General features: G+C 35.4%; 14 protein-coding genes and 1 riboswitch. Of the genes, 12 read left to right on the top strand and 2 right to left on the bottom strand.

From position 1 onward, the window contains the following. Nucleotides 1-8 precede the first annotated feature (8 nt). From J2Z81_RS06360 to J2Z81_RS06305, 12 genes are all read left to right on the top strand, one after another. Nucleotides 9-1,049, top strand: coding sequence for an enoyl-CoA hydratase/isomerase family protein (locus tag J2Z81_RS06360; protein WP_226981265.1), 1,041 nt, complete (start codon nt 9-11; stop codon nt 1,047-1,049). A gap of 97 nt (nt 1,050-1,146) precedes the next feature. Continuing rightward, complete coding sequence (locus J2Z81_RS06355) at nt 1,147-2,922, top strand: sigma-54-dependent Fis family transcriptional regulator (RefSeq protein WP_226370935.1); 1,776 nt, start codon at nt 1,147-1,149, stop codon at nt 2,920-2,922. A gap of 158 nt (nt 2,923-3,080) precedes the next feature. After that, the gene (locus J2Z81_RS06350) at nt 3,081-4,784 is read left to right on the top strand and encodes an acyl-CoA dehydrogenase family protein (protein ID WP_226374356.1); all 1,704 of its coding nucleotides are present in this window, start codon (nt 3,081-3,083) and stop codon (nt 4,782-4,784) included. 17 nt (nt 4,785-4,801) lie between these two features. After that, a complete protein-coding gene (locus tag J2Z81_RS06345) occupies nt 4,802-5,698 on the top strand; it encodes an NAD(P)-dependent oxidoreductase (RefSeq protein ID WP_029268749.1) in 897 nt (298 codons plus the stop codon). Beyond that, nucleotides 5,695-7,158, top strand: coding sequence for a CoA-acylating methylmalonate-semialdehyde dehydrogenase (locus J2Z81_RS06340; RefSeq protein ID WP_226370934.1), 1,464 nt, complete (start codon nt 5,695-5,697; stop codon nt 7,156-7,158). The genes J2Z81_RS06345 and J2Z81_RS06340 overlap by 4 nt, the downstream gene beginning before the upstream one ends. Nucleotides 7,159-7,422: 264 nt before the next feature. Further along, nucleotides 7,423-8,241 carry a sulfite exporter TauE/SafE family protein gene (locus J2Z81_RS06335; protein WP_029269682.1) on the top strand — a complete coding sequence of 273 codons (819 nt, stop codon included), beginning with the start codon at nt 7,423-7,425 and terminating at the stop codon, nt 8,239-8,241. A gap of 11 nt (nt 8,242-8,252) precedes the next feature. Beyond that, nucleotides 8,253-9,647 (top strand): bifunctional metallophosphatase/5'-nucleotidase, encoded by a 1,395-nt coding sequence (locus J2Z81_RS06330; RefSeq protein ID WP_226370933.1) that lies wholly within the window; start codon nt 8,253-8,255, stop codon nt 9,645-9,647. Between the two features lie 84 nt (nt 9,648-9,731). Continuing rightward, entirely contained in the window at nt 9,732-10,034 is a 303-nt protein-coding gene (locus J2Z81_RS06325; RefSeq protein ID WP_029269694.1) for a YunC family protein, read from the top strand. A gap of 94 nt (nt 10,035-10,128) precedes the next feature. Beyond that, nucleotides 10,129-10,905, top strand: coding sequence for a sporulation protein YunB (gene yunB / locus J2Z81_RS06320; protein ID WP_029269696.1), 777 nt, complete (start codon nt 10,129-10,131; stop codon nt 10,903-10,905). A 48-nt stretch (nt 10,906-10,953) separates the two neighbouring features. Further along, nucleotides 10,954-11,133, top strand: a riboswitch (Lysine riboswitch). 177 nt (nt 11,134-11,310) lie between these two features. Next, on the top strand, nt 11,311-12,870 hold the full coding sequence (locus J2Z81_RS06315) for a Na+/H+ antiporter NhaC family protein (protein WP_029269698.1): 1,560 nt from the start codon (nt 11,311-11,313) through the stop codon (nt 12,868-12,870). A 181-nt stretch (nt 12,871-13,051) separates the two neighbouring features. After that, nucleotides 13,052-14,587, top strand: coding sequence for a sodium-dependent transporter (locus J2Z81_RS06310; protein ID WP_029269700.1), 1,536 nt, complete (start codon nt 13,052-13,054; stop codon nt 14,585-14,587). Next, entirely contained in the window at nt 14,587-14,709 is a 123-nt protein-coding gene (locus tag J2Z81_RS06305; RefSeq protein WP_156947727.1) for a methionine/alanine import family NSS transporter small subunit, read from the top strand. Before J2Z81_RS06310 ends, J2Z81_RS06305 begins: the two co-directional genes overlap by 1 nt. Nucleotides 14,710-14,925: 216 nt before the next feature. On the opposite strand, the gene J2Z81_RS06300 is transcribed toward J2Z81_RS06305, so the two are convergent. Continuing rightward, entirely contained in the window at nt 14,926-15,894 is a 969-nt protein-coding gene (locus J2Z81_RS06300; protein ID WP_226981264.1) for a M23 family metallopeptidase, read from the bottom strand. 78 nt (nt 15,895-15,972) lie between these two features. Then, nucleotides 15,973-16,539 (bottom strand): YhcN/YlaJ family sporulation lipoprotein, encoded by a 567-nt coding sequence (locus tag J2Z81_RS06295; RefSeq protein WP_029269947.1) that lies wholly within the window; start codon nt 16,537-16,539, stop codon nt 15,973-15,975. Nucleotides 16,540-16,544 lie beyond the last annotated feature (5 nt).

Genomic DNA, 16,544 nt, shown 5'->3' with positions numbered 1-16,544 from the left:
AGAGAGTATTGGAAGATGTATTGTTTAAAATTCATGACAACGGTATTGCAGAAATAATTTTAAATCGTCCTAAAGCACTTAATTCATTGAACACTAGTATGTTATTAAAAATGAAAGAAAAAATTTTGGCTTGGCAAGATGATACTCGTGTGTCAGCAGTCCTGTTGAGTGGATCCGGAGAAAAAGGTTTTTGTGCTGGTGGAGATATAAAAAAACTATATGCTGCAAAAGATAGCGATGAAAATATGAAAGAAGCCCTTGAATTTTTTGATATTGAATATGAAGTTGATTTGCTAGTTTCAGAATTTAATAAACCCATTGTAGCTATTTTAGACGGTATTGTAATGGGGGGCGGAGTAGGTTTGTCCTACGGTGCAAGCCATCGTATCATTACAGAAAAAACAAAATGGGCAATGCCGGAAATGAACATTGGCTTCTTCCCTGATGTAGGAGCAGCTTATTTTTTAAATCAAGCCCCTGGATATATAGGTCGATATTTAGCTTTAACATCAGAAATAATCCGTGGTGAAGATATTGTCTATAGTAATGCCGTACAACATTACATACCGAGCGATCGTCTTCCTCAATTTAAGGAGACTTTATTACAAGCTGATTGTCAAGTAGAGAAAATCTATGATCATCTCGATAAGATAATACAGGAGTATGCAGAGCCAATTAATCAAGAAAAGAGTAATTTAGCAAACTTGCGGTCTATGATTGATGAACATTTTAGACATGAATCGGTTGAAACGATTATAGAATCATTAACGAATAGTACGGATGAATTCAGTGTAAATACAAAAAACACAATTTTAGAAAAATCACCTACATCCCTAAAAGTAACTTTGGCACAGCTAATAAAAGGAGAAGGGCAATCATTTAAGACATGTTTAGAGACAGATAAACGCATTGTGAAAAACTTTTTGAATCATGCTGATTTTTATGAAGGTGTTCGTTCGGTAATTATTGATAAAGGCCAAAATCCAAAGTATCAATATAAGCAACTTTCAGATGTTTCAGGTGAACTCGTAAAATCTTTCTTTGTATAACTTTTTCTTACTTGTAAAATTTGCTTCTTAACTTTATAAACAACAGTAAAGTTAAGAAGCTACTCCTGAATACTTTTAAAATGAAAGGTGACAAAACATGCATGCTCATAGTTTGGTTGTACAATTTTGGATGAAGAAAAATACTATAATAATTGACGAAAGAACAGAAGTTAATGACGCCTTAAAGTTATTGGCGCAAAAAGATATAAATGAAGTGCCAGTAACAAAAGACGAAAAAATAATCGGTGTTTTTCATCTTAAAAATTATATACAAGCATTACAAAATGCTGCGTTCAAGCAAACAGATGTTGTCACCAAATGGATGAGTGAGACTTATCGAACAGTTTCAGAGAATGAGTCAATGTTTAAGATTGCAGAAACACCAACCTATGTTACGGATGAGACTCAGAACCTAATTGGTGTGGTTGATGAATCGGCAAGACATTCTTTTTGTACACAGCAAAATGAAAAGATAAAGTCGTTAGAAGAAACGATTAAATGGTATGAGCTCAGTTTTAATACTGCATATGAAGGGCTTGCTGTTGTCGATAAACAGGGTGTAATTCAAATATTTAACGAAGCATATAGTCGTTATGTCGGTGTTTCACAAAAAGAAGCAGTGGGAAGACCAGCCGATACGGTAATTGATGGTACGCGATTGCCTGTTGTTTTACAAACAGGAGTGCCAGAAAGGAGTCAGGCGCACCGGCTGCAAGGGCATAATCTAGTTGTCCATCGATTACCAATTTGGAAAAATAATGAAGTTGTTGGTGCGGTAGGAATGCTTGTATATGAGGGAGTTTCTGAAATATATCAAGTCATCGAACGAATGGAGCAGTTAGATCGTGGCATGCAATATGTAAAACAAAAATTGGACTCAAAATTAAAAGTCTCCATGAAAGATAAAGTTCGTTTTGAAGATATATTAGGTGACAGTCAAGTTATATCTCAAACGAAAAAACTTGCAATAAAAGCAAGCAAGACAAAGGCAACAGTATTCATTAGTGGAGAAAGTGGTGTAGGTAAAGAACAATTCGCTAATGCAATTCACGATATGGGTGTCACTGCAGAAGGGAAATTTGTTAGCGTCAATTGCGCTTCGATTCCAGAAAATTTAATTGAATCCGAATTATTTGGCTACGAGGAAGGAACCTTTACTGGAGCGAAACCCGGCGGTAAAATAGGGAAGTTTGAATTAGCTGATGGTGGAACTTTATTTTTAGATGAAATTGGTGAAATGCCCTTAAACATTCAAGCAAAAATATTGAGAGTGTTACAGGAAAGAAAAGTGTATCGAATCGGAGCACACGATGGCATACCAGTAGATATAAGAATTATTGCAGCCACAAATAAAAATCTAAAACAAATGGTGAAAGAAGGGGATTTCCGAGAAGATCTATTTTATCGGCTATATGTAATACCAATCCACATTCCACCACTACGAATACGTAGAGAGGATATCCCGCCAATTGTCGCTCATAAGCTTCAAGAGTTATCAAAGAAGTACCATATGGAAGAGAAGACAATTGATAAAAAGTTATTAAGCAAATTTAATCAATATGATTGGCCTGGAAATGTACGTGAATTGACGAATGTCTTAGAAAGACTATTCGTATTATCGGAGGATCAACATATTATTAATAATGAATTCTCGAATATCCTTTTCCCTGAAAATGAAATGAAAACTCCGAAATTGATTTTTGATCAACAGCGTCGTTTTGAAAATATGGAAGAACAAATGAGCAAAGAGGAAAAACAAGCAATTTTATCAGCTCTTGAAAAAACGGATGGAAATAAATCACAAGCTGCTAAAATACTAAATATTTCTAGAGCAACTCTATATAATAAACTCACTCGATTCAAAATCAATTAGATTACTGTCTAAACATTTAGACAATATTGACACAGAGCAATGGCCTCATGTTTTGTCCAAAAGAAGCCTGTAGCGATATTATCCGTCCTATAATTGTTGGCATAAAAAATGCATGTATTAGATTGATCAAAAATAATTTTGAAAGGAGTGTTACTTCAGTGAGCAAAACAAGTGCAGAAAATGAAAGAATGTTTATTTTTCCATACAACACCTCCAATATAGAAGAATATAGTCCTGATCAATTTAATGAAGAAGAAATATTAATAAAACAAACCGTAGAGCAGTTCGTTGATGAGAAAGTTCTCCCGCAACTAGATGCTATGGAAGCGTATGATTATGATGTGACTAAAAGTTTATTTAAAGAAGCAGGCGAACTTGGTCTTTTAGGGGCAGATATCCCGGATGCCTTTGGTGGCTTGCAGTTAGGTAAGAAAATTTCTGGACTTATTGCTGAAAAAATGGGGTATGCAAGCAGTTTTAGTGTTTCTTTTAATATTCACACTGGAGTTGGAATTTTACCTTATGTATACTTTGGGACAACGGAACAAAAAGAAAAATATATCCCAAAATTAGCTTCTGGGGAATGGATAGGAGCATACGCGCTAACGGAACCGAACGCCGGATCTGACGCTTTATCCGCGAAAACTACTGCAAAACCTTCCGATGAAGGTTCGACGTATCTATTAAACGGTGAAAAGCAATGGATTACGAATGCACATGTTGCAAACATATATGTTGTCTTTGCTCGGACAGAAGAGGGGATGACAGCTTTTATCGTTGAAAGAGATATGCCGGGAGTTTCGATAGGACCAGAAGAACAAAAATTAGGAATTAGAGGATCTTCAACCGCTACGCTAATTTTAGAAGATGTTAATGTACCAAAAGAAAATATTCTGGGGGAACTGGGAAAGGGACATTATATCGCTCTAAATATACTAAACTTAGCCCGCCTAAAGCTTTCTTTTGCCAATATTGGCTCGGCTAAGCAGGCGCTTGAAATAGCAGTTAAATATGGAAAAGAGAGAAAGCAATTTAAAAATGAGCTTGTTCAATTTTCAATGATACAAGAAAAAATTGCAAATATGGCACTTGCTATTTACCGGGTGGAAAGTTCCGCATATTATACAGCTCATCTAATTGATAATGAACAACTGGATGATCTCAATATACTTTCTAAGCTGCCAGCTTATGCAATTGATTGTGGGATTAATAAAGTAGAAGCCTCGGAAGTGCTTGATTTTGTTGTAGATGAATCATTACAAATTCATGGCGGATACGGTTTTATGGAAGAATACGCGATCGAAAGAATGTATCGTGATGCACGAATTAATCGAATTTTTGAAGGTACAAATGAAATTAATCGACTTACAATTAGCCGAAACCTTATAAAATTATACGGGAAAAATAATTCTATCGTTTCTCCTGACAAATTGTTCCCTAATGAAGCACATAATGAGCAGTATTATCGAGGGACACAAGGTATTCTCGAATCATTAATGGAAGCGCTTTCTGATAGCGAGAATGTGAGCTTAAACGATTTAGAAGAAGAACAAGAGATTTTACGACTACTCGCTGATATCATCAAAGAGATGTATGTGATGAAGACATGTTTAATTAGGTTAAATGATGCATCAAATAAAGAGATACAGCAATTAATGACGGATATTATATGTGAAGAAACTTATCAAAAAGTAATGCAGAAAGCTATAAAAATAAGTGGCAGAATTTTCAATAGCGAAAGTGAGTTAGGAAATTTCAGATATCATTTATCTGAAATTCATGTACCACAATATACTGATTCCATATCAAAGAAAAGAAAAATAGCCAAACATATCATACAGCAGGACCGTTATCACCTATAAAAATTGGAGGGAGAAGGATGAAACATATAGGTTTTATAGGCTTAGGCAATATGGGGATGCCGATGGTTGAAAATCTATTAAATGATGGATTTGAAGTAAGCGGCTTTGATATAGATGAAACATCTTTAAAAAAATTTGTTTCATTAGGTGGAAAGCCGGTTTCATTCCCTAATTTGCTAACGCTGCAATGTGATGTTTTATTCACGAGCTTGCCATCGGAAAAAGTAGTGGAAAAAATCTATTTTGGAGAGGGGGGGATATTAAACAAACATACAGGTACGGTATTAATAGACACGAGTACTGTTTCACCTGACTTAAATCACAAGCTAAAAAATACAGCTGACAAATTTAATGTAAAATATCTTGCGTCTCCCGTGAGCGGTGGGGTTATCGGTTCTAAAAATCGAACACTTACATTTATGGTTGGTGGACCAAAGGAAGTTTTTGATGAAGTTTCACCTATTCTTGAGAGACTTGGAAAAAATATCTTTCATGTCGGTGAACGAATTGATAGTGGAACAACCGTTAAGTTAATCAATAATTTATTAATTGGTTTTTATACGGCAGGCGTGGCAGAAGCCTTACACATTGCAAATAAACAGAATATTGATTTAGATAGTTTATTTGATATGCTAAATGTTAGTTACGGACAAAGCCGAATTTACGATCGAAACTATAATAATTATATTGCTAAATCAGACTATGAAGCCGGTTTTACATTAAATTTATTATTAAAGGATTTAAATTTTGCGATAGACTTAGCAAATAAACATCAGTTGGCATTACCAATTAGTGAAGAATTATTAGAACTATACGGAAAAGCTGTTGATGACGGATATGGAAACAAAGATATGGCAGCACTTTATGAGAGAGTTAAAGATCAATCAAGTATAAAAAGCGAGGGATTACTATGACAAAAACTACAGTTCAAGAAATGAAGAATTTCATTGGAAATAAGTGGGTATCGGCAACTACTGAAAAAATGGAGTCTATTCCTAATCCTGCAACAGGAGAAATTATTGCGGAAGTTCCTATATCAGGAAGTGAAGATGTTGAAAAAGCAGTTGAAGCGGCTAAGGAAGCATATGTGGAATGGTCGCAAGTATCTGTTCCAAATCGGGCACGGTATGTTTTCAAATATTTGCAGCTGTTAGAGGAAAATAAGGAAGAACTTGCAAAAATAATTACGTTAGAAAACGGAAAATCATTAAAAGATGCACGTGGTGAGGTTCAACGTGGTATTGAAGTTGTCGAACTAGCTACATCAACGCCAAATTTAATGATGGGAGATGCATTGCCGGAGATAGCTACTGGTATTGATGGGTCAATTTGGCGTTATCCTATCGGAGTTGTTGCAGGTATTACGCCGTTTAATTTCCCGATGATGGTTCCTTTGTGGATGTATCCATTAGCGATAGCGTGCGGCAACACCTTTGTTCTGAAAACTTCTGAACGAACGCCAATTTTAGCCGAACGATTAGTAGAGTTATTTTATCAATCAGGGTTCCCAAAAGGCGTTCTTAACTTAGTTCATGGTGGGAAAGATGTCGTTAATAGTATACTTGAAAATCCAGCGATTGAAGCAATTTCCTTCGTAGGCTCAGAACCTGTTGCAAAACATGTTTATCAAACAGGAACAGCTAACGGTAAAAGAGTCCAAGCTTTAGCAGGCGCTAAAAACCATGCTGTAGTGATGTCAGATTGTGATATGGAAAAAACAATTGAAGGGGTTATTGGTGCTGCGTTTGGAAGCAGTGGGGAGCGTTGTATGGCTTGTTCTGTTGTGGCAGTAGTTGATGATGTAGCGGATGAATTTATCGAAAAACTTGTTGCCGAAACGAAAAAATTAAAAGTCGGTGATGGCCTGGATGAGAATAATTTTATAGGCCCGTTAATTCGCGACTCTCATAAAGACCGTGTCCTCGGCTATATTGATAGTGGTGTTGCAGAGGGAGCAAAACTACTAGTTGATGGCAGAAAAATAGAAGACAGTGTTCCAGAAGGATACTATGTGGGGGCAACTATATTCGATGAAGTGAATACTGATATGAAAATATGGCAGGAGGAAATTTTTGCACCTGTTCTAAGTGTTGTAAGGGTAAAAGATTTAGAAGAAGGTATAAAACTGACAAATGAATCAAAGTTTGCAAATGGTGCAGTTATTTATACATCAAGTGGTAAAAGTGCGCAACAATTCCGTAATCAAATTGATGCAGGTATGGTCGGTGTGAATGTAAATGTACCAGCTCCTATGGCATTCTTTGCTTTTGCTGGAAATAAAGCCTCTTTCTTTGGTGATTTAGGAACGAATGGCAAAGATGGTGTTCAATTCTATACACGAAAGAAAGTGGTCACGGAACGTTGGTTTAATTAATAAATATTTAAAATAAACGAAGGGTACTTCACCTTCGTTTATTTTTTGCTTGTATGAAAATTACAAAGAGAGAAGAAATTTAATGGACCTGGCAAATGGTGATGATCAAAATAAAGATTTATAATTACTTATTCCTATGAAAACAATAGGTAATTTTAATACTGTCTTTGGCAACTGTATAAGTGGTGTTCTTTGTTTCTGCTTGCAATCAGTGCTAAGATAAATAAATAGCATTGTAGAAAGTAAAAGTTAGAAGGGATATGCTTGATTTATATCATTTGTTTAATTATAGGAATAATGACAGCATTCATTGGGAGTTTGCTTGGTTTAGGAGGCGGAGTAGTTTTAATTCCAACTATGCTGCTCTTAAGCCAATATGTTCATGACTTTGCATGGGCCTCCCCTCAAATGATAGTGGGGATATCTCTCATTGTTATGGTTTTTACTGCGCTATCATCAACTATTTCTTACTTTAGAAAAGGGCGGGTTGATTATAAGACAGGCTTATACTTTTTATCAGGGAGTATTCCAGGCAGTATTATAGGTGCATGGTTAAACCAATACATCGATGCCAATGACTTTTCGCTGTATTTTGGATTTATCATGGTAATCATATCTTTTCTATTTTTAATAAAACGAGAACCGCGATCTTTAGGAAATACAAAACAGGATAATTCTATAAGAACGTTTAAAGTTGATGGTGAAATATATCACTACCGTATTTCGGTATGGACAGCCTTTTATATTTCATTAGGTGTTGGAATATTATCAGGTATGTTTGGTATTGGCGGGGGATCCATAATGGTTCCAGTAATGATCCTTTTTTTTGGAGTACCTACACATATAGCTACTGCTACGTCCATGTTTATGATTTTATTCATAAGTATAATGAGCGCAGGTACACATATCATGCTTGGTCATATTGTTTGGGAGTATACTTTATTATTTATTCCTGGAGCTTGGATAGGTGGCAAGATCGGTGCTAGAGTTAACCAATCTTTAAACAGTAAAGCATTAGAGTGGATACTTCGGATAATATTGGTACTTATTGGATTGCGATTAATTATAGAAGGATTAGCTTAAGGAGCATGGAAATGAAAGAAAGAATATATATGTATTATACGAATGATTTACATAGTAATTTTAAACAGTGGCCTCGTGTGGCTGGTTATTTTAAGAATGAGAAAGCAAAAAGAGAGGCAGAACACCAATCTTGCTGGATAATTGATATAGGGGACCACTTGGATAGAGTGCATCCAATAGCTGAAGCATTCAAAGGAAAAGCGAATGTTCAGCTAATGAACGATGCAGGTTATGATATCGTGACCCTTGGAAATAATGAGGGGATTACGCTTGCTCATGAGGACTTATTCCATTTATATGATAAGGCGAACTTTCAGGTGGTATGTAGTAATTTAAAAAGTATGCGCTCGTTGGAACCTGAATGGCTTCAGCCAACGGTACATCTTCAATCTGTTAAAGGCGTTAAAATAGGAGTGATTGGTCTTACCGCCCCATTTAATGCGTTTTATAACTTACTTGACTGGCATGTGGAAGCACCTTTTCATACGCTAGAGAAATATATAAATGAGTTAGAACAAGTTTCTGATATTATTATTTTATTATCTCATTTAGGACTTAATGAAGATCAGGAAATTGCCAGACGTTTTAGTGCTATCGACGTTATCATTGGCGGTCATACACATCATTTATTACGTAGGGGAGAGGAGATCAACAATACAATTATTACGGCAGCGGGAAAGCATTGTTCCTTTGTAGGGGAAGTTATTCTCACATGGGATCACGATTTAAATAAACTTGTTAATAAAGAAGCATATGCAACAGATATTACGCATTATTCTAATGACTTGCAGGCGGAACAATCACTGCTGGTTTTAAATAAAGAGGCAGATAGACTCCTCGGTGACCCTATTATACATATGGAAAATCCAATCGAAGTAAAATGGTTTCAGCATACCGAAATCATGCAAAAGCTTACGGATACATTAAAAAATTGGACAAATGCAGATTGTGCAATGTTAAATGCAGGTTTACTTATGGATCAATTGGGGGCTGGTGATGTGACATTTAAGGACATTCACCGCATTTGTCCGCATCCAATAAACCCTTGTATCGTGCAGCTTTCTGGTGATGAATTACTGAAAGTAATCCGAGCTTCTTTTACAAAAGAATTTACGGAATTAAAATTACGTGGTTTTGGTTTTCGTGGAGAAGTACTTGGCAGGATGATATTTTCAGGTCTTACAGTCAAAACGCTTACCCGTTCTAATGGTGAGGAATATGTGGAGAAGGTTACTTTTCAAGGTGAAGAATTAGTTAAAGACAATATTTATCGAGTAGCAACAGCGGACACATTTACATTTGGAAGATTACTTCCAGAAATAGCAAAGTCTTCAACAAAACAGTTCTTTTTACCTGAATTTATTCGCGATTTACTAGCATATACACTGGTTCAAAATTTTGCTTAAATAAAATGAATAACCCACTATAATCGTGACATCGATCTAGCTTCTTGCATACATATATTATGTAAGCAAGAAGGAGGGAAGTGGATGATCACAGTTAATCCTTTAGAGGTAGATGGTATGATTTTTACTTCAATTCGTGTAGAATTACCAAAAACAAATTTATTAGTTATAACAAATGAAGTTGGTTACATTATGTGTGCAGCATTAGATGTAGACGTGTTAAATACCATTTTATCAGATCGTCATGTGGTCGCTGGCCGTGCAAAGGGTGTTAAAACAATTGATCAGCTCTTACATGCCCCATTAGAAAAAATAACCGATGCTTCAAAATCATTTGGCTGGGAAGTTGGTATGACAGGCAAAGAAGCGTTGCTTAAAATATCTTAGAACAGATGTCTTCCTTTTAGGAAGGCATTTTCTTTTTTTATATAATTCTATCCTCCTTTTAAAAAGCATAACTTGTTTTAAGGGGGGTTTTCATATGAGACGAAGATTCGGAATAAAAAAGAAAAGAACACCACCTCCAGTAAAAAATATTCTTATGGTAACCTTGATATTATTTATCCTTCTTTTGTTTGGCAGTATGCATATTATTAACAATGGAATAAAACCCACGTTGATGGAAGTAGCAGAAGTGAAAACAACAGAATTTGCAACACGCGGGATAAATTCTGCTGTAAAATTTGCGGAGGAATATACCTTTGAAGATCTTACGGAAACGACAACAGATAATGAGGGGAATGTTTCATTTATTGGATGGGACTCATCTGTTGTTAATAAAATTAATCGAGCCGCAACGGATAGAGTAGAAGAATTTTTTCACAGTATGAACAGAGGTGAACCCCCTGATTATGAAGATCCACTGGATGAACCTGAAATGTATGGAGATACGGTGGATGAACTTGTAGAAAGGGACCCCACGGTTGTAGAAATTCCTATCGGTCAGGCAACTGGCAATACCATTCTTGCCAACTTGGGTCCTAAAATTCCGGTTAATCTTGAACTAGTGGGAAATGTTCAAACAGATATCGTCGAACAGAGAGAAGAATTTGGAATTAATAATGTATTAGTAACGCTTTATGTTATAGTTGAAGCTGAAGTACAGATCGTTATTCCGTTTACCACAGAAGTTACTAGCATCGATACTAAAATTTTAATTGATAAACATTTGGTTATGGGGGATGTTCCCGAATTTTATGGGGGAGACGGTAAAGACCCATCGATTTCAGTACCAAAAAAAGACTTGCAGGATAATTAACAATCTAGTATAGTAGTAATCATAATTCTATATTAAACCTTATCAGATCGGTGAGGTAGAGGTGCAAATGATATCAGTAATCAATTGGAGTATGACATCAATGATAATTGACGAAAGGATTGTTTGCCGAAGCGTAATGAAGGTCATCTTTATTATTAGCTGGTATTTCTTTGAATAAGAGGAATACTGTCATGTTTGCAGTAATGTGCATGGAGGACTACTGATCGAGATGGAGGATAACGTATATTGTAAAACAATGATAGGTTATTTTCTATCATTGTTTTTTTGTTTACCTTTAAAAAGACACGATCATTTGTACGGCTAAAAGAAACTAAAGCACTTAGTAATATTTCATTTAGCTTAATTCCTCCATGTATAAGTTAAAAAATTAATGGGGGAGCTTCGATGGAAGGTACAATTTATTCTATTATTCCTGCAATTATTATGCTTGTACTCGTGTTATTAACAAGAAAAGTAGTACTTTCGTTAGGAGCAGGAATTATCGCAGGCGCATTACTTATCCATAATTTTTCGATAGGTGGTACGCTTAAAGAAATTTGGATTATATTTTTTCAGATATTTATTACAGATGGATCTGTTAACATCAGTAATATTTTATTATTGAGTTTTTTGTTATTATTAGGCATAATGACAGCATTTTTAACTGCCTCAGGTGGTAGCAGGGCATTTGGAGAGTGGATGATAAAACGGATAAAAACGAGAACAGGTGCACAATTAATGACAGCTGTTTTAGGTTTAATGATCTTTATTGATGATTATTTTAATAGTTTAGCAGTTGGGCAAATTGCTAGACCATTAACAGACCGGCATAAAATTTCCAGGGCAAAACTCGCTTATTTTATTGACTCTACATCAGCACCCGTAACTGTAATTTCTCCAATTTCCAGTTGGGGAGCTTATATTATAGGTATTTTAGGGGGCTTATTCGCTGCTAATGAAATTACAACACTTCAACCATTTGAAGCATTTATTAAAATGATTCCACTTAATTTTTATGCACTGGCTGCAATGATTCTTGTTTTTATTGTCGCTACCTTTAAGCTAGATATTGGTTCCATGCGAACACATGAAAAACGAGCAATCGAAACCGGGGAACTGCTTAATACGAAAAATAAAAAAGTTCCAGGCGATTTCAGTAACACATTTAATCCTCACGAGGAAGGAAAAGTTTATCATCTTTTAGCACCTATATGTGTATTGATTATTACTACAGTAACTTCAATGGTAATCACAGGTGCAAAAGCCAGTGATGGTAATATAACAATATTTACAATATTTGCTAATACCGATGTTAATTTATCATTATTTATTGGTGGTCTTTTGGCTGTTGGTACTTCTTTTTTCTTTCATACGCAGCAAAAACTGCCTAGAGCAAACGTTTTTAAAGTAATATTAGAAGGAATTAAAACAATGATTCCTGCCATTTATATATTAATACTGGCATGGATGATTGGCTCTGTAATAGGCACATTAAAAACCGGGGAATATTTAGCACATATCGTGCAAACTGTCTCATTAAGTCCAACGCTTTTACCGTTATTATTTTTCCTTATTGCAGGTGTCATGGCACTTGCAACTGGTACATCATGGGGGACCTTTGGTATCATGTTGCCTATTGCAGCAGAAGTTGCGGTGATAACAAATATGGATTTATTACTTCCTTCACTAGCGGCAGTGCTAGCGGGTTCAGTATTTGGGGACCATTGTACTCCTATTTCAGACACTACGATTCTTTCTTCAACTGGAGCTGGTGCAAACCATATTGATCACGTTATAACGCAATTGCCATATGCATTACTTGCTGCGGCAGCTGCATGTATCGGATATTTAATGATTGGTTTAACGAATTATATACTACTTTCATTAATAGTAACAGTTGTGATAATTATTGCATTTGGTATATTTATCCGGTTTTTAACCAAAACAACTTTAAAAAAAGTATAACTTTAAAAAGCACCTTTATAGTGGGATTGTGAAAGGTGCTTTTAATTATGTCAATGTATTAAGAATATTGTTTATTATTAAATAAAATTTTTGACATGTATAAAAAGTAAAGCTATAATATAAACATAAATATCAGAAAAATAAGATATTTAAAATAATTGTGGAAGGGAGAGGTATTATAATGGAAAATCGCTCACAATGGGGGACAAGAGCCGGATTTATTTTAGCTGCTGTGGGCTCTGCTGTTGGATTAGGAAATATCTGGCGCTTTCCTTCTGTTGCATATGAAAACGGAGGAGGAGCGTTTTTTATTCCTTATTTATTTGCTTTGTTAACTGCTGGTATTCCCATCTTAATTATGGAGTTTACGATGGGGCATAAATATCGTGGATCAGCACCCTTAACCTATCGAAAAATGCATAAAAAATCCGAGTGGATTGGTTGGTGGGGTGTATTAGTGGCTTTTACCATTTCAACATATTATTCAGTTATTATTGCCTGGGCAATATCTTATTCGATTTTTTCCATTAATTTAAGTTGGGGAGAAGACACGGAATCATTTTTATTCAATGATTATTTACAGAATACTGTTGATGTTGGGCAAACAGGAAGTCTTGTTCCAGGAGTATTTATTCCTCTAATTATTGTATGGTTGCTTGTCTTGGGAATTCTATTTCGAGGTGTTAAAAAGGGTATCGAGATAGCAAACCGGATTTTCATACCAACATTGCTTGTTATTTTTCTTATAATTGTAATCCGGGCTGTTACTTTACCCGGTGCAATAGTTGGGCTAGAATCATTTTTCGCGCCTGATTTCAGTAAGATTTTATCTCCAAATGTATGGGTAGCAGCATACGGACAAATCTTCTTTAGTTTATCCATTGCCTTTGCAATTATGATTACGTATTCAAGTTATTTGCCGAAGAAGTCAGACATTACAAATAATGCCTTTATAACAGGCTTTGGGAATTCAAGTTTTGAGTTATTGGCAGGTATCGGAGTTTTCTCGGTATTAGGATTTATGGCCACACAATCCGGGGTAGCTATTGATGATGTTGTTGCGGGTGGAGTAGGATTAGCGTTTGTTGTTTTCCCAAAGATTATAAATGAATTTCCGGCTTTTAGTGAACTTTTTGGATTTTTATTTTTTGCTTCACTAGTTCTTGCGGGTTTAACGTCTTTAATGTCAATTACCGAAACATATGTGGCCGGATTAGTTGATAAATTTAAAATTTCAAGAACGAAAGCTGTGTTATTTGGTGGAGGTTTAGCTGCAGTTGTTTCTTTTTTATATGCTTCACAAGGCGGAATGGCATTCTTAGATGCTGTAGATTATTTTATTAATCAATTCGGTGTTGCATTTGTCGGGCTTATTGAAGTTATTTTGGTAGCTTGGGTTTTACGAAAGGTTGGAGAATTTAAAGATCATGCGAATGGAATATCTGATATCCGATTAGGTTCATGGTGGACGATTAGTTTGTCTATCATTACACCACTTGTTTTAGGATATATGATGTTTGGCTTATTTAAACAAAATTTGCTTAAGGAGTTTGCTACAGAAAATGGAAATTACGAAGGATACGCTGACACTTTCATATTGTATAGTGGCTGGTTTGTGGCAGCTGCTGCACTTATAATCGGTATCCTCATATCTCTAACAAAGTGGAAAAAGTCTGAGAAAGCATATGCAGATACGGAATCGAAGGAGGTAAATTAATGAGTGGGAGTGCAGTTTTCGTGATGATTATAGGTGTTGTGGTTATATGGGGAGGATTAGCTGCAAGCATTACGAATGCGGTGAAAAAATCCAAAGATCAGAATGCGAAAGAGTCCAGTTAATGTACGATTAAAATAAGAATATTACACCAGGAGTAACGAGTTCTCCTTAAGGGTGGGGAACAAGATAAAAATAATACCACCACTTAGGGTTAAGCATTAAAATTGGATGAAAAGATAGCATGTGAAAATCTTTACGATTTTACATGCTATCTTGTTTTTGAATTAAAATTTTGCAACCTTAAGGAGATCATAACACGAACGGTTAGGATCTTATTTTTATTTAGCCATATTTTCCCATTTGTTTAAATAAGGATAAGGATCAAAAGAATATTCATTTTGACCATTATCTTTGTACATTCCGTAGTGTAGATGCGGTGGGAATTTTCCGGAGGTTCCAGGAGGACCATAACCGGTAGATCCTACTCTGCCTAATTCGTCGCCAGGTTTAACTACTTGTCCGACCTTAATATCATCATTATACCCACTTAGATGACCATAATAATGATAAATATTATTAATATCTCTAATTCCAATCCGCCAGCCACCATATAAATTCCATCCTTTTAATTCAACTACACCGTACGTCGTGGATTTTACAGGGGTTCCATATCCAGCAAAAATATCAGTTCCTTCATGAATACGAACTCCGCCGAATCCTCGGCGATCCCCCCATGTACTTTCGTAACTATAATTGTAATCCATTGATACAGGGAAGTCGCGTTTAGTCAGATTTATATCTTGAAATTTTTTAAATACCTTTGCTGTACTGACAATAGTTTGAACGGAAAGATCACGTTTATAAAAGTTCCACAACCCAATTTTTATATCATCTTCTGTTGGCCCGTGCTTTAAAAGAAGATTTGCCATCGTATAGAGTGCATCCTCGGGATCTTTGGGGTCAGCTTTTCCATCCCCATTTCCGTCCTTACCATGGCCAGCAAAAAAGGTTATAATCTCTTCATCCATATTTTTTGTGCTATTGCCAATGCCAAACCACTTATTTGGTTTTATCTTTATCGATACGACTTCTTCCTCATCTGAATCTGATTCTTTTTGAGCGTTTCTTTCATATTGATCCACCGCTGCAATATAATACCATGGTACTTGTGTTAATGCTTCTGTTTTTTTATAAAGGGCCATGCGATCTTGGTATATATCACTTTTTGTTTCCTCAGCTTGAACTTCAAATGAAAAAAGAGAATAAACCAATAAAACAAATAGCATTATATATATTCGTTTAACCATCAATTTGTTTCACCTCCCAAAACACGATCTAGAATTAGCAGGACTAACAGAAAATATGTTAGTCCCTTTTTTAAATACTTATTCTTTATTATTATCTTTATCATCCTGAGGGGAGTTCTTCATTTTCTTAATGATTTCATCTTTATAATTGTCATAGTTTTTATTTTGAGTGCTTGAATTATGAAGGCTGCGTATATCATTCATTATCCCACCATCATTATTGGAAACGTGAATATCAAAATACTGCGGCATTACTGAAAGTGCTGATTTTTTTGCAATGTCTGCGGCATCCTCATCATCGATTCGATCGTTTGCTTCATAAGCAATGAGTACATCTTCGTCAGTTACAAGCGTAGCCACTTCACCAAAATCTTTATGCTGCAAAATAATTCTCGATATCATATCAGCCATTTTATTACGATCTATCGTCACGTTTTGCTTCGGTTCATTTTTCATTTGATCTTTAGTATAACTAACATATCCTAGTTTATTATCTGTATTTTGATTTGTTGATCTTTCTTGATTTCTGGTTGGATCCAATTCTTCAACTACTTTATCTCTTTTACTGTAATTATCAAAGTTACCACAGCCAGATATAACAAGGGCCATAGCAAAAATAATTAAAGCAAACAGCTTTCTTTTCATTCCTT

Source organism: Virgibacillus alimentarius, assembly GCF_017874635.1.
Taxonomy (GTDB): Bacteria; Bacillota; Bacilli; order Bacillales; family Amphibacillaceae; genus Virgibacillus_B; species Virgibacillus_B alimentarius.
This window is presented reverse-complemented; position numbering and strand designations above follow the sequence as displayed.